Genomic DNA, 14,915 nt, shown 5'->3' with positions numbered 1-14,915 from the left:
AAGCGTACCGGCGGACGCAAAACTTGCGTTCGTCGCGGTTTTGGCATGAGCATCTGCACAACGCTTGCGCCAATGGAGGGCCCGATGGACGACCTGCACATGAACGACCTGTCCGATATCGTCGCCGCCGACCGGGCGCATATCTGGCACCACCTGATGCCGCACAAATCGCTGGAGACGACCGACCCGCGCATCATCGTCGAGGGCAAGGGCATGCGCGTCTGGGACCAGCACGGCAAGGAGCATCTCGACGGCGTGTCGGGCGGGGTCTGGACCGTCAACGTGGGCTACGGGCGCACCGAGATCGCCGATGCGGTGCGCGATCAGCTGGTGAAGATGAACTACTTCGCGCAGACGCTGGGCTCCGTTCCCGGCGCGCGCTTTGCCGAGCGGCTGATCGCCAAGATGCCGGGGATGAGCCGGGTGTTCTACGCCAATTCCGGATCCGAGGCGAACGAGAAGGCGTTCAAGATGGTCCGCCAGATCTCCGCCCGGCAGCATGGCGGCCGCAAGTACAAGATCCTCTATCGCGACCGCGACTATCACGGCACGACCATCGCCAACCTGTCCGCCGGCGGCCAGGATGAGCGCAACGCCCAGTACGGTCCCTTCACGCCCGGATTCGTGCGGGTGCCGCATTGCCTGGAATACCGCAAGCAATGGGATGACGTGTCGGGCGCCGATTACGGCCGCCGGGCCGCCGACGCGATCGAGGAGGTCATCCTGCGCGAGGGGCCCGACACGGTCGGCGCGCTCTGCCTCGAGCCGATCACGGCGGGTGGCGGCGTCATCCTTCCGCCGCCGGGCTACTGGGAGCGGGTGGGCGAGATCGTGCGGAAATACGATCTGCTCCTGCATCTCGACGAGGTCGTCTGCGGCGTGGGCCGGACCGGCGAATGGTTCGGCTACCAGCATTACGGGATCGAGCCCGATTTCGTGACGATGGCCAAGGGCGTGGCCTCGGGCTATGCCGCGATCTCCTGCATGGTCACGTCCGAGCGGGTGTTCGAGATGTTCAAGGACGTGCCCGACGATCACCTGGGCTATTTCCGCGACATCTCCACCTTCGGCGGCTGCACCGCGGGTCCGGCGGCGGCGCTCGAGAACATGGCGATCATCGAACGCGAGGACCTGCTGGCGAATTGCGCCGCGATGGGCGAGCGGCTCATGGGCAACCTGCACGAGCTGGCGGAGCGGCATGCGGTGATCGGCGACGTGCGCGGCAAGGGGCTGTTCTGCGGGGCGGAGCTGGTTTCCGACCGCACCGACCGCACGCCCGCCGAGGAGGCGCGGGTCAAGGCCGTCGTCGCCGATTGCATGGAACAGGGCGTTGTCATCGGCGCGTCCAACCGCTCCATGCCCGGCTTCAACAACACCCTGCTGTTCAGTCCGGCGCTGATCGCGACGGCGGACGATATCGACGCGATCACCGATTCCGTCGACCGTGCGCTGGGCCGGGTCTTCTAGGCCCTTTGCAGGCTGGGGGGACCGCGCTACCTTTCGGGAATGAAGGACGGTCCGCTCCAGCTCATGCTCGACAGTCTCGCCATCGGCATCGTGGCGTCCACGGTGCTGCTGGAGGCGATCCTGATCCTCGACGTGCGCGGCACCGGCAGCGCGCTGGAGGCGTTGGGCATCCTTCCCCTGACGCTGATCTGGGTTCACCTGACGATCCTGACCACGCCGTTCGGGACGCTGATCCTGCTGGCCCGCGGCGCGGACTGAAGCTCCCGAAGATGACAAGGCGCCGCCGGGCTTGACCCGGGCGGCCCGCTGCCGGACACCTTCGCGGGACATCAGGGAAGGAACCCCCATGCGGATGACCACCGAGGAAGCCTTCGTGAAGGTGCTGCAGCGGCATGGCATCCGCCACGCCTTCGGAATCATCGGCAGCGCGATGATGCCCATCTCCGACATCTTTCCGGCCGCCGGCATCACCTTCTGGGACGCCGCGCATGAGGGATCGGCGGGGTTCATGGCCGACGGCTATACCCGCGCCACGGGCGAGATGAGCATGATGATCGCCCAGAACGGCCCCGGAATCACCAACTTCGTCACCGCAGTCAAGACCGCCTACTGGAACCACACGCCGCTCCTCCTCGTGACGCCGCAGGCCGCCAACAAGACCATCGGTCAGGGCGGCTTTCAGGAAGTCGAGCAGATGAAGCTGTTCGAGGACATGGTCGCCTATCAGGAGGAGGTCCGCGACCCGTCCCGCATCGCCGAGGTGCTGACCCGGGTGATCGCCAAGGCGAGACGCCTGTCGGGCCCGGCGCAGATCAACGTCCCGCGCGATTTCTGGACGCAGGAGATCGACGTCGCCCTGCCCGATCCGGTCGTGCTGGAGGTCTCGCCCGGCGGCGAGAACAGCGTAAAGGCCGCCGCGCAACTCCTTGACGGCGCGAAGAATCCGGTGATCCTCAACGGGGCGGGCGTGGTCCTGTCGGAGGGTGGGATCGCGGCGTCGATGGCGTTGGCCGAACGGCTCGGCGCGCCGGTCTGCGTGGGATATCAGCACAACGACGCCTTTCCGGGGGGGCACCCGCTCTTTGCCGGTCCGCTGGGATATAACGGGTCCAAGGCGGCGATGCGCCTGATCTCCGAGGCGGATGTGGTGCTGGCGCTGGGCACGCGGCTCAATCCGTTCTCGACGCTGCCGGGCTACGGGCTGGAATACTGGCCGGCGGATGCGAAGCTGATCCAGGTGGACATCAATCCCGACCGGATTGGCCTGACGAAAAAGGTCAGCGTCGGCATCGTCGGCGACGCCGCCAAGGTGGCGCGCGGCATCCTCGCGGACCTCTCCGACACGGCCGGCGACCACGGCAGGGAGGCCCGCGCCGACCGTATCGCGCAGGTCAAGTCGGCCTGGGCGCAGGAGCTCTCCTCGCTCGATCATGAGGAGGACGATGACGGGACGACCTGGAACGAGCGCGCCCGCGCCGACAAGCCCGACTGGATGAGCCCACGCATGGCGTGGCGCGCGATTCAATCGGCCCTTCCGCGCGAGGCGATCATCTCGTCGGATATCGGCAACAACTGCGCCATCGGCAACGCATATCCCGATTTCGACGAGGGGCGGCATTACCTTGCGCCCGGGCTGTTCGGCCCCTGCGGCTACGGCCTGCCGTCGATCGTCGGCGCCAAGATCGGGCGGCCCGACCTGCCGGTGGTGGGGTTCGCGGGCGACGGCGCGTTCGGCATCGCGGTGACCGAACTCACCGCGATCGGCCGCGACGAATGGCCCGCCATCACGCAGATCGTCTTTCGCAATTACCAATGGGGCGCGGAGAAGCGGAATTCGACGCTCTGGTTCGACGACAATTTTGTCGGGACGGAGTTGGACACCAGGGTCAGCTATGCCGGCATCGCCCAGGCCTGCGGTCTGCTCGGCGTGCAGGTGCGCACGATGGAGGCCCTGACCGACGCCCTGTCGGAGGCGATCCGCACCCAGATGCAGGACAAACGGACGACGCTGATCGAGGTGATGCTGAACCAGGAGTTGGGCGAGCCGTTCCGCCGCGACGCGATGAAAAAGCCGGTGCGCGTGGCGGGGATCGACCGGGCCGACATGGCGGTGGAATAATCCGCGTCCTGCTGCGTTGCACCGGGACCGCCACGTAGGAGACCTCCATGACCCATCCGTTCCTGTCCACCCGCGCCGCCGAAGTGCCGCATCCCCTTCTCGACCGGGCGCGCGCGCTGCCCACGCCGCGGGTGGCCTTGGTCAATGCGGGATCCGTCACCGCGTTGGCGGGGATTCGCGAAGCCTGCGAAATGGGCATGGCGGAGCCGATCCTGATCGGTGACCGGGCCAAGATCGACGCCGCCGCCGCCGAGATGGAATGGGACATCCGGCCCTACCGCTTCGTCGAGGCGCCGGGCGACACGGCATCGCCCGCGGCCGCGAAGCTGGCGCGCGACGGCGAGGTGGACGCGATCATGAAGGGGCAGATCCACACCTCGACCTTCCTGATGGGGCTCTTGCCCTCCAAGGCGGGGCTGCGCGATCCGGCGGTGCGGTGCGGTCATGTCTTTCACATCACTTTGCCCGGCGACCCGCGCCCGCTTCTGCTGACCGATGCGGCGCTCAACGTGCAGCCGGACGTGGCCACGCGGAAGGCCTGTCTCGCCCATGCCGTACGGCTGGCGCGGCTGGTGGGCGTCGCGCGGCCGCGTGCCGCACTTCTGGGGGCGACGGAGGATCCGATCCCGTCCATCCCGAACACCCTAGAATCGCAGGAGATTGCCGAATGGGCCGCGACCGCCCTGCCCGAGGCGGATGTGGCCGGGCCGGTGGCGATGGACCTTGCGCTGTCGGAGGAGGCCGCGCGGATCAAGCACTGGGACCATCCCGTGGCGGGCCGGGCCGACATCCTCGTGGCGCCGGCAATCACGACCGGCAACGTCCTGTTCAAGACGCTCGCCTTCGGCATGGGCGCCTGCGCGGGCGGGGTGGTGATGGGCGCGCGCGTGCCGATCCTGCTGACGAGCCGGGCGCAGAAGGAGCCCGCGCGGCTGGCCTCGGCGGCGCTCGGCATGATCGTGGCGGCAGACCGATGATGCTCGTCGTCAATGCCGGGTCCAGCAGCTTGAAATTCGCGCTGTTCGATGGCGACCTGCAGGAGGTTCTGTCGGGACAGGTTTCCGAGATCGGCGGCGCGGCACGGTTCGGGATCGACGGCACCGAGGCGTCCGCCGAGGCGTCCGATCACGATGCGGCGACCGATCTCGTGCTGAACGCCCTGCGGGAGCGGGGTCATCCGGCGGATGCCTTGACAGCCGCCGCGCACCGCGTCGTGCATGGCGGCGCGGCCTTCGGCGGCACGGTCCGCGTCACGCCCGACGTCATCGCCGGGATCGAGGCGCAGGTGCCGCTCGCCCCCCTGCACAACCCCCACAACCTCGCCCCGATCCGGGCGCTGGCCGCACGGGCGCCCGACCTGCCGCAGGTGGCGAGCTTCGACACCGCCTTTCACGCGACGATGCCCGACCTCGCCACGACCTATGCCCTGCCCGAGGCGGATCGCGCGGCGGGCCTGCGGCGCTATGGGTTTCACGGTATCTCCTATGCCGGGCTGACGGAGACGTTGCGGGCGCGCGGCGACCTGCCGGACCGGCTGCTGGCGCTGCATCTGGGCAACGGCGCGTCGCTCTGCGCGATCCGCGACGGCCGGTCGGTGGCGACCTCGATGGGCTATTCGCCGGTCGCGGGTCTGACCATGGGCACGCGGTCGGGGGACGTGGACCCGATGGCCGTTCTCGACATGGCGCGCCGTCACGGGATCGACGGCGCGGCGGACCGCCTGAACCGCGCCTCGGGGCTGCGCGCGCTTGGCGGGGCGTCGGACATGCGCGATTTGGCCGCACGGGAGACCGACGCCGCCCGCTTTGCCCGCGAACACTTCGCCTATTGGGCCGTCCGCCATGCCGGCAGCGCCATCGCAGCGATGGGCGGGCTCGACGCGATCGCCTTTACCGGCGGCATCGGCGAGAACGACACCGGCATCCGCGACCGCATCGTCGATGGCCTGCTCTGGGCCGGGCACGTCCCGGTCCACGTCGTTCCGGCCGAGGAGGAACGGACGCTCGCCCGAGATGCCGCGCGGCTTCTGGCGCGGTAAAGTTCCAGACTGCCCTATCCACGAAGGGATCGCCCGGCTACGGTTACTTCGTATCGGGGCTCGCCGCGCGACGGCGGCGGGGCGCGGCAGAATGCGGAGGTCATGTGACGCGACAGGATCCGATCCCCCCGTCCTTCGACGAGGTGCGCAAGACGACCTGCTACCAGTGCGCCTGCCGCTGCGGGATCGACGTGCACATGAAGAACGGCCGCGCCGCCTATATCGAGGGCAACCGCGACCACCCGGTCAATCGCGGCGTCCTTTGCGCCAAGGGCGCTGCAGGGATCATGACGCACAACTCGCCCGCCCGCCTGCGCGCGCCGATGAAGCGGACAGGTCCGCGCGGCTCCGGGCAGTTCGAGGAGATCACGTGGGACGAGGCGCTGGACCTCGCCGTCTCCTGGCTTGGCCCCATCCGCGACGCCGCGCCCGAGAAGCTTGCCTTCTTCACGGGCCGCGACCAGAGCCAGTCCTTCACCTCGTGGTGGGCGCAGGCCTTCGGCACGCCGAACTACGCCGCCCATGGCGGGTTCTGCTCGGTCAACATGGCGGCTGCGGGCATCTACACGATGGGCGGCGCGTTCTGGGAATTCGGCCAGCCGGATTGGGAGCGCACGAAGCTGTTTCTCCTCTTCGGCGTGGCGGAGGATCACGACAGCAATCCGATCAAGATGGGCCTCGGCCGGCTCAAGGAGCGTGGTGCGCGGGTGGTCGGCATCAACCCGATCCGGTCGGGATACAACGCCGTGGCCGATGACTGGTTCGGGATCACGCCGGGCACGGACGGGCTTCTGATTCTGTCCCTCGTGCATTGCCTGATGAAGGCCGGGAAGATCGACCTCGCCTATCTGCGCGACTTCACCGATGCGCCCGTCCTGATCGATGCGCGGCCCGGTCCGGGTCAGGGCCTCGCGCTGCGCGACGATGATGGACACGCTCTGGTGTGGTGTCGCGACCAGCAGAAGCCGCGCTGCTTCGACGCGCATGACGTCGATCCCGACCTTGCCGGGACTTGGGAGGTGGGCGACGTCACGCATCGCACCGTCTTTGCGCATATGATCGACAAGTACCTCGACCCCGCTTATGCGCCCGAGGCCGTGGCGGAGCGGACGGGCATTTCCGCCCCCCGCATTCGCGCGCTGGCCGCCGAGATCGCGCGCGTGGCTTTCGAGGAGGAGATCACCCTCCAGCGCGAATGGACCGATTTCCGCGGCCGCCGCCACGCTACGATGACGGGCCGCCCGGTCAGCTTTCATGCCATGCGCGGCATCTCCGCTCATGCCAACGGGTTCCAGACCTGTCGCGCGCTCCATATGCTGCAGATCCTGCTGGGCGCGGTCGAGACGCCGGGCGGCTTCCGCTTCAAACCGCCCTACCCCAAACCCGCCACGGCCCACCCGAAGCCCCACTGCAAGGTGACGCCCGGCGCGCCGCTCGACGGTCCGCATCTGGGTTTCGTGCACGGGCCCGACGATCTCTGCCTGAACGTTGACGGCACGCCCGCCCGCATCGACAAGGCGTTCACCTGGGAAAATCCCATGTCCGCGCATGGTCTGATGCACATGGTCGTCTCGAACGCCCATGCGGGCGATCCCTACGAGATCGACACGCTGTTCTTCTACATGGCGAACATGGCGTGGAATTCGTCGATGAACACGACCGGCACGATGGCGATGCTGGCGGATACGAAGCCCGACGGATCCTATGTTATTCCGCACATCATCTATTCCGATGCCTATTCCTCGGAGATGGTGGCCTTCGCCGACCTCATCCTGCCCGACACGACGTATCTGGAGCGTCACGATTGCATCTCGCTCCTCGACCGGCCGATCAGCGAGGCGGAGGCGGCGGCGGACGCGATCCGCTGGCCGGTGGTCGCGCCGGATCGCGACGTGCAGAGCTTTCAGACAACGCTGATCCAGCTTGGCGCGCGGCTCGGCCTGCCCGGTTTCCTGCGCGACGACGGGGCGCCGCGTTATTCCGACTATGCCGATTACATGGTGAACCACGAGCGTCGGCCGGGCATCGGGCCGCTGATGGGGTGGCGCGGCGACGGCGAGGAGACCGGGCGCGGGGCTCCAAATTCCGCGCAGATCGACCGGTATATCGAGAATGGCGGCTTCTGCACGGCGCATATTCCCGAGGATGCGCAGTTCATGAAGCCGTGGAACATGGCCTATCAGGATTGGGCCGTGGAGTTGGGCCTCTACGATCGCCCGACGCCCTACCTCCTGACGCTGTGGTGCGAGCCGCTCCGCCGGTTCCAGCTTGCCGCCGAGGGGCATGGCACGCGGCAGCCGCCCGATCACCTGCGCGACCGGATCCGTGCGACCTTCGACCCGCTGCCGATCTGGTGGGATGCCTCCGAGGCGCATACCGCGGGCGGCTTTGACATCACCGCCCTGACGCAGCGGCCGGCGGCGATGTACCATTCCTGGGGCGGGCAGAATGCATGGCTGCGCCAGATCCACGGGTACAACCCGCTCTACCTGCCGACCGCCTTGTGGGAGCGGCACGGTTTTGCGGAGGATGACTGGGCGCGCGTGACCTCGCCGCACGGGGAGATCACGGTGCCCGTCGCGCATATGCCGGCGCTGAACGCCAACACGGTCTGGACGTGGAACGCCGTGGGAAAGCGGCGCGGCGCCTGGGCGTTGCGGGACGATGCGCCGGAATCGAACGAGGGGTTTCTGGTGAACCACCTGATCCACGAGCTTTTGCCGCCGAAGGGAGACGGGATGCGCTGGTCGAACTCCGACCCGATCACGGGCCAGGCCGCGTGGTTCGACCTGAAGGTCAGGATCGAGCGTGTGGCGCCCCCGAAGGATGGCCGCAGCCGCCCCGCCCCGGCGGCGCAAGCCACGCCGGTCGGCACCGGTCCCCGGCTTCTGCGCTGGAAGGTGACGTGATGGACAGGAGCATCCGATGACCGCGCTTCCCCCCGAGCCGAAGGTCAAGCTCGGCCTCGTCATCGACCTCGACACCTGCGTCGGCTGTCACGCCTGCGTCATCGCGTGCAAGGGGTGGAACACGCAAGGGACCAACGCGCCCCTGTCAGACCAGGACCCCTACGGCGACGCCTCCGGCACCTTCCTCAACCGGATCCACAGTTTTCAGGTGACGCCGGAGCGTCCGGGCGGCGCTGCGGGATTGCCTCAGACCGTGCATTTCCCGAAATCCTGCCTGCATTGCGACGACGCGCCCTGCGTCACGGTCTGCCCCACCGGGGCAAGCTTCAAGCGTGCCGAGGACGGGATCGTCTTGGTCAACGAGAACGATTGCATGGGCTGCGGCCTGTGCGCCTGGGCCTGTCCCTATGGCGCGCGGGAAGTCGATGAAGCCGCCGGGATCATGAAGAAATGCACCCTTTGTGTGGACCGTATTCACGACGAGACCCGCCCCGAGGAGGAGCGCCAGCCCGCCTGCGTTCGCACCTGTCCCGCCGGGGCTCGCCATTTCGGCGACGTCGCCGACCCGGACAGCGCGGTGAGCCGCTTGGTCGCGGAACGCGGTGGCGTCGACCTCATGCCCGAACAGGGGACGCGCCCGGTCAACAAATACCTGCCGCCGCGCGTGAAGGACACGCTGCAAGGTGCTGACATCGCTGGGGAGGAGGACGTTCTGGCCCCATTCCTCGCGCCCGTCACCGAAGAGCCCGGCGGCTTTCTCGGGTGGCTCGACCGCGCGCTGGACCGTCTCTGACATGCACCCGGCGCCTTCTGTCATCCTGTTCTCGACGCTCTCCGGTGCGGGGTTCGGCCTGCTCTTCTTCCTTGGCATCGGAGCGCCGGACGTTATCGGCTGGGTCGCCTTCGTCTTCTACGTGATCGCCTACATGCTTGCCGTTGGCGGGCTGTTTTCAGCCTTCTTCCATTTGAAGAACAAGAGAAACGCTTGGAAAGCCTACCGCGAATGGCGCACGTCGTGGTTGTCGCGCGAGATGTGGGCGGCGGTCGCGGCGCTCCTCGTCATGGCGCTCTATGCGGCGTTGCAGGTCTTTGCCGGTCTTCGGGTCGCACCGGTTGGGTGGCTTGGCGCGGCCCTGTCGCTTCTGACCGTGTTCACCACGTCGATGATCTACGCGCAGCTTCGCGCCGTCCCGCGATGGAACCAGCCGGCCACGCCTGCGACCTATATCGTCGCGGCATTGGCGGGCGGCGCGCTTTTGGCCGGTCAGGTCACGCCGGCGCTGTGGCTACTTGCGCTTCTTGCCGCAACAGTCTGTTTTCATTGGTGGTCCGGTGATTGTCGCCTCGCGCATTCGGGCACCACAGCAGAGACCGCGACCCGGCTGAACGGCCGCGTCACCCTTTGGGAGCGACCGCATACCGGCGACAATTACCTCACGCGGGAGATGGTCTTTCGCATTGCCCGCAAGCACGTGGTCAAGCTCCGCGTGATTGCGCTGACGCTGATGAGCGTTCTGCCGATCGCGGTCCTGCTCATCGGCGGGCCGCATCACATTCCCGCCGCGCTCGCGGTTCTGTCGCATCTGATCGGCGTCGGCGTGCAGCGCTGGCTGTTCTTTGCGGAGGCCGAGCATGTCGTCGGCCTCTATTACGGTGCGCACCAGCGGCGGGACGCCTGACCTTCTCTGCCCAAGGCGTTCCGGGACGCGCGCCTTCTTACGGGTACAGATCCCCGAATTTTGCCTCCAGATAGTCGAGGAGCGGACCGGCCGAGGGCGCCGCGCCGGTGGCATGCGCGATCGTGTCCGCCGGTCGGCGCAGCGCACCAAATTGGTGGACGTTGTTGCGCATCCAGCCCGTTGCCGGGGACGGGTCGCCCGCGGCCAGCGCGTCGTCGATTCCGGGCACGGCCGCCCGCGCCGCTTGCATCAGGCAGCCTGCATAGAGGTTGCCAAGCGAGTAGGTCGGAAAATAGCCCATCAGTCCGATCGACCAATGGACGTCCTGCATGAAGCCATTGGACGGCCTGTCCACGGGAACTCCGAAATCGTGGGCGAAGCGTTCGTTCCAGGCGGCTTCGAGGTCGTCCACCTCCAGCGTACCGTGGATCAGCGCGCGCTCTAGGTCGAAGCGCAACATGATGTGCAGGTTATAGTGCAGCTCATCGGCTTCGGTGCGGATATGGCCCGACCGGACGGCGTTGACGGCACGGTAGAAGTCCCGCTCGGACCCGATGCCGAGATCGCCGAACGTGTCGCGCATCCGCCCGTAGAGCCAGCCACAGAAGGCTTCGGACCGGCCCATCTGGTTTTCGTAGCTGCGCGACTGGCTTTCGTGCACCCCCATCGAAGCACCTTGCCCGATCGGGGTCAGGAGGTGCACGGGGTCGACATTCTGCTCGTAACTTGCGTGCCCGACCTCGTGGATGGTCGAATACAGGCAGTTGAACGGGTCCGCCTCGTCCACGCGGGTGGTGATGCGGACATCGATGCCGGAGCCCGAGGAGAACGGGTGCACGGCGAGATCGAGCCGCCCGCGCTGGAAGTCGTAGCCGAACCGTCCGGCAATTTCGGCCGCGAGCGCGATTTGGGCCGCCGCCGGAAAGGTGCCGGAAATCGTGGGCGCGGGTTCGCTGTCCAATGCGCGTTCGCGCAGCGCCACGAGGCGGGGGCGCATTGCGTCGAACATGGCGGCCATCTCTGCCGCGTTCCCGCCGGGCTCGTAATCCTGCATCAGCGCGTCGTAGGGATCGGCCCCGTCGGCCAGCGCCGCCCCCTCCTCGCGTCGCAGGCGGATCACCTCCGCCAAGACGGGCCGGAAGGCGGCTGCGTCCTCGGACGCGCGGGCCGCGGCCCAATGGCCCTGTGCCAGCGACGTGACGCGCGCCAGTTCGGCGGCGAGGCGGGCGGGCACCTTGCGATTGCGCTCATAATTGCGCCGGATCTCGCGAATATTGGCGTCGGCCACGGCATCGAGCGCATGCGCCTCCTCAAGCCAGTCACCAAGGCGCGGGTCGGTGCGGCGCGCATGCAGAACCTCCTCCAGCGCGGCCATCTCCTCGGCCCGCTGGGGCGCGGCGCCCTTCGGCATGAAGGTCTCCTGATCCCAGCCGGTGCGCCCGGCCACCTGCGCCAACGCCTCGGTCGTGCGCTGGAACGCCATCAGATCGTCATATGCGGGCATGTCAGGTCCTGAGCGACTGGATGAGGGGATAGCCGGCGCGATGGCGCGCGCGCACCGCCAGGACGATCAGGACGACGGCCCCAAATTGGTGCAGGAGGGCGAGGTACCACGGCGAGGAATGCATCACCGTAACGATCCCTAGAAGCATCTGCAGCACGGCCATCGCCAAGACGGCGGTGAAGGCCGCGGAGGTGGCACGGTTCGCGGCGTGGCGCGCACGCCACCAGACGGCGACGATCACCGCGAACAGGATGTAGCCCCAGACGCGATGGAAGAACTGCACCGTGCCGTCATTCTCGAACAGGTTGCGCCACCACGGCGTGATCTCCCACATGCCGGGCGGGGTCAGGCCACCGGCCATGAGGGGCCAGTCCGTGTAGTTGCGCCCCGCGTCGATCCCCGCGACCAGTGCACCGAGCAGAATCTGCACGAAGATCAGCGCGATCAACCAGTTGCCCGCCGTCATGAGGCGGCGATCGGATAGCCGCCGGGCTTGAAGCAGCGCGCCCTCGGGACGTGACAGCGACAGCATGTACCACGCGATGAGCGACAGGATCACGAAGGCCAAGCCCAGATGCGTCGCCAGCCGGTAGGATGCCACGTCGAGCATCGTTCCCGATAGGCCCGATGCCACCATCCACCAGCCGATCGCCCCCTGCAGCCCGCCGAGCGCGCCGAGAAGCAGCAACCGCCCCGTCCAGCCGGGCGGCATCCTGCGGGTGATAAGGAAGCCCGCGAAGCCGAGCGCCCAGATCAGCCCGATCACGCGGCCAAGCTGCCGATGCCCCCATTCCCACCAGTAGATGAATTGAAACTCCGACAGCGACATGCCGCGGTTCTGAAGCTGATATTCCGGAATCGCGCGATAGAGCTCGAACTCCCGGTCCCACGCCTCGGCCGACAGGGGCGGCAGGGCGCCAGTCAGAGGGCGCCATTCGGTGATCGACAATCCGGAATCCGTCAGCCGCGTCAGCCCGCCCACGGCAATTATCACGACGACCAGCGCGAAGAGGATGGCCATCCATATCCGCACCGCGCCACGTGCGCCGCGCCGGGCGGAGTCGATCACACCGGTCCGGGTCGCGGGCCGCTCGGTGGAGCCGACCTCTTCGAAGATCGCGCGTTTCGCCATGTGCCGTCCTCTCGCTGCGTCAGCGATGATTTAGGAGATTCCGCGCCCGTGCGCATCCCCCCGGAATGCCGCATCCGCGCGGATCGCGGCGCCGCCCGGATTGCGGGGCATCGGCCCTGCGATCGGCAGAGGGGATCATCCCCGCTCCTTCCACCGGACCATCTGGCGCATCATTCCGTGGAACGTCTGCACATCCGCGCGTGTCAGGGGCATCCGGCTCCAGAGATTGCGCAGATGCCGCTTCATCGCGGGCGCCTTGCCCTCGGGGAAGAAAAAGCCGGCGGTGTCGAGGCGCTCCTCGTAATGGGCTGCCAGCGCCTCCAACTCCGCATGATTGGCGAAGTCGGTGCCCGCCATCTCCATCGTTTGCGCCGCGGGAGCCGCGATCGCGCGGCGCCATTCGTAGCCCATCAGCAGCACGCATTGTGCGAGGTTGAGCGACGGGAAATCCGGATTGGTCGGCACCGACACGATGGCATTCGCGCGTGCCACATCGTCGTTCTCCAGCCCAGTCCGCTCCGGCCCGAAGAGGATTGCCACACGCTCTCCGCGTGCGATCCGGTCGCGGGCCTCGATCATCGCGGCCTCTGGGGAGTAGACCGGCTTGGTCAGGTCGCGGTCGCGCGCGGTGGTGGCGAAGACCATCGCGCAATCGGCCACCGCCTCCGCCGTCGTCGCCGACAGTCGGGCGCCATCGAGCACGCGACCCGCGCCGGAGGCCATCGCCACGGCCCGTTCGTTGGGCCAACCGTCGCGGGGGGCAACCACCGACATCCGGTCGAGACCGAAGTTCAGCATCGCGCGCGCCGCGGCGCCGATATTCTCGCCCATCTGCGGGCGGACCAGGACGAAATCAGGGATATTTTTCATTCCGCGCGCCCTACCCCGCGTCCGCTTGCGGCGCAATCCGCCCGCAGATATGCCGCAGACGTAAGACGGGGGACGACCACATCATGACCGACACGCCGCAAATCTACCTTGTCACCCCGCCCGAGATCGACGCGGCCTTTCCCGAACGTCTTGCCGCCGCGCTCGACACCACCGCCGTCGCCTGCCTGCGCCTCGACCTCGCGACCCGCGACGAGGACAAGCTGATCCGGGCCGCCGATGCCTGCCGCGAGGTTGCGCACCGGTTCGACGTGCCCCTCGTCATCGCGGACCATCCGGCGCTGGTGGAGCGGCTGGGCCTCGACGGCGTGCACCTGACCGACACGCGCCCGCTACGCAAACTTCGTGCGGATTGGGGACCGGATCCGATCATCGGTGCCTTCTGCGGCACGTCGCGGCATGACGGGATGAATGCGGGCGACGCGGGAGCGGATTACGTGGCGTTCGGTCCTGCGGGTGCGACAGCGTTGGGAAGCGGCGAGCGGGCGGAGCCGGAACTGTTCGCATGGTGGTCGGAGATGATCGAACTGCCGGTCGTGGCCGAGGGCGCGCTCGACGCGGAAACGCTTGCGGCGCTGTCTCCGGTCGCAGATTTCGTGGCACTGGGCGAGGAGATCTGGCGCCATGACGATGCCGCTGCGGAATTGAAGCGGCTGGTCGGGAGCCTCTCCTGATCGATTGCTTTTTGGCTGAAGTGTGAACGGCGGATAGCGCGTTAGCTTTGTGGAAACGGGCCATCTGAGTGCCGTCCCTCGTGAGAACGGCGGTGCAAAAGTCTGCCACGGTAGCGGCGGGATGAGCCTGCTGCGGGCGGCGTAAAAGTCGTCCACCTTTACCCTCTCTGGCGGCAGGGAGGGCGGGAGGATTTTCACCGTGGACTTGTATCGTAAGGTGCGATTGGCCTGTGCGGAGGGCATGAGCCAGCGGGCGGCGGCGCATCACTTCGGGATTTCGCGCGACAGCGTTCAGAAGATGTTGGCGTTCTCGATTCCTCCAGGATACCGGCGAACGGCGCCCGTGAAGCGGCCGAAGCTGGACGGGTTCACCGGGATCATCGACGGCTGGCTGGATGGCGATCGCGAGGTCCATCGCAAGCAGCGGCACACGGCGAAGCGGTTGTTCGAACGGCTCCGCGATGAGCATGGTTTCACCGGCGGCTATACGATCGTGAAGGACTAC

General features: G+C 67.6%; 12 protein-coding genes and 1 pseudogene. 10 read left to right on the top strand and 3 right to left on the bottom strand.

Annotated elements, in window-relative coordinates; genetic code table 11:
- Positions 1-84: 84 nt before the first annotated feature.
- The 8 genes from JSE7799_RS18215 to JSE7799_RS18180 all read left to right on the top strand — a co-directional run bounded on the left by JSE7799_RS18215 (position 85) and on the right by JSE7799_RS18180 (position 10,212).
- Positions 85-1,467 (top strand): aminotransferase family protein, encoded by a 1,383-nt coding sequence (locus JSE7799_RS18215; protein WP_055664883.1) that lies wholly within the window; start codon positions 85-87, stop codon positions 1,465-1,467.
- Between the two features lie 39 nt (positions 1,468-1,506).
- On the top strand, positions 1,507-1,725 hold the full coding sequence (locus JSE7799_RS18210; protein ID WP_055664882.1) for a hypothetical protein: 219 nt from the start codon (positions 1,507-1,509) through the stop codon (positions 1,723-1,725).
- A gap of 88 nt (positions 1,726-1,813) precedes the next feature.
- Positions 1,814-3,586, top strand: a complete 1,773-nt coding sequence (gene xsc / locus JSE7799_RS18205; RefSeq protein ID WP_055664881.1) for a sulfoacetaldehyde acetyltransferase — start codon at positions 1,814-1,816, stop codon at positions 3,584-3,586.
- A gap of 47 nt (positions 3,587-3,633) precedes the next feature.
- A complete protein-coding gene (locus JSE7799_RS18200) occupies positions 3,634-4,563 on the top strand; it encodes a phosphate acyltransferase (protein ID WP_055664880.1) in 930 nt (309 codons plus the stop codon).
- Positions 4,560-5,624: an acetate/propionate family kinase gene (locus tag JSE7799_RS18195; RefSeq protein ID WP_055664879.1), complete on the top strand. Its 1,065-nt coding sequence runs from the start codon at positions 4,560-4,562 to the stop codon at positions 5,622-5,624. The genes JSE7799_RS18200 and JSE7799_RS18195 overlap by 4 nt, the downstream gene beginning before the upstream one ends.
- 104 nt (positions 5,625-5,728) lie before the next feature.
- The gene (locus tag JSE7799_RS18190) at positions 5,729-8,533 is read left to right on the top strand and encodes a molybdopterin oxidoreductase family protein (RefSeq protein WP_055664878.1); all 2,805 of its coding nucleotides are present in this window, start codon (positions 5,729-5,731) and stop codon (positions 8,531-8,533) included.
- Positions 8,534-8,549: 16 nt separating this feature from the next.
- Positions 8,550-9,326 carry a 4Fe-4S dicluster domain-containing protein gene (locus tag JSE7799_RS18185; protein WP_055664877.1) on the top strand — a complete coding sequence of 259 codons (777 nt, stop codon included), beginning with the start codon at positions 8,550-8,552 and terminating at the stop codon, positions 9,324-9,326.
- A 1-nt stretch (position 9,327) separates the two neighbouring features.
- Positions 9,328-10,212 carry a dimethyl sulfoxide reductase anchor subunit family protein gene (locus JSE7799_RS18180; RefSeq protein WP_055664876.1) on the top strand — a complete coding sequence of 295 codons (885 nt, stop codon included), beginning with the start codon at positions 9,328-9,330 and terminating at the stop codon, positions 10,210-10,212.
- Positions 10,213-10,249: 37 nt separating this feature from the next.
- Here the strand turns inward: JSE7799_RS18180 and JSE7799_RS18175 are convergent, their stop codons facing one another.
- The 3 genes from JSE7799_RS18175 to JSE7799_RS18165 all read right to left on the bottom strand — a co-directional run bounded on the left by JSE7799_RS18175 (position 10,250) and on the right by JSE7799_RS18165 (position 13,718).
- Positions 10,250-11,716, bottom strand: coding sequence for a carboxypeptidase M32 (locus tag JSE7799_RS18175; protein ID WP_055664875.1), 1,467 nt, complete (start codon positions 11,714-11,716; stop codon positions 10,250-10,252).
- A gap of 1 nt (position 11,717) precedes the next feature.
- Positions 11,718-12,848 (bottom strand): heme A synthase, encoded by a 1,131-nt coding sequence (ctaA, locus tag JSE7799_RS18170; protein WP_055664874.1) that lies wholly within the window; start codon positions 12,846-12,848, stop codon positions 11,718-11,720.
- Positions 12,849-12,983: 135 nt separating this feature from the next.
- Entirely contained in the window at positions 12,984-13,718 is a 735-nt protein-coding gene (locus JSE7799_RS18165; protein WP_055664873.1) for an RNA methyltransferase, read from the bottom strand.
- Positions 13,719-13,801: 83 nt separating this feature from the next.
- Here JSE7799_RS18165 and JSE7799_RS18160 point away from each other — a divergent pair, with 83 nt between their 5' ends.
- Together JSE7799_RS18160 and JSE7799_RS18155 are read left to right on the top strand one after the other, a co-directional pair.
- Positions 13,802-14,410, top strand: a complete 609-nt coding sequence (locus JSE7799_RS18160) for a thiamine phosphate synthase (protein ID WP_055664872.1) — start codon at positions 13,802-13,804, stop codon at positions 14,408-14,410.
- A 199-nt stretch (positions 14,411-14,609) separates the two neighbouring features.
- Positions 14,610-14,915, top strand: a pseudogene (locus JSE7799_RS18155) (IS21 family transposase); the annotation flags it as partial.

It is taken from the genome of Jannaschia seosinensis (assembly GCF_001408515.1).
In the GTDB taxonomy this organism is placed as follows: Bacteria; Pseudomonadota; Alphaproteobacteria; order Rhodobacterales; family Rhodobacteraceae; genus Jannaschia; species Jannaschia seosinensis.
Note: the sequence above shows the minus strand (reverse complement) of the source record. Positions and strands in the feature narration are given on the sequence as shown.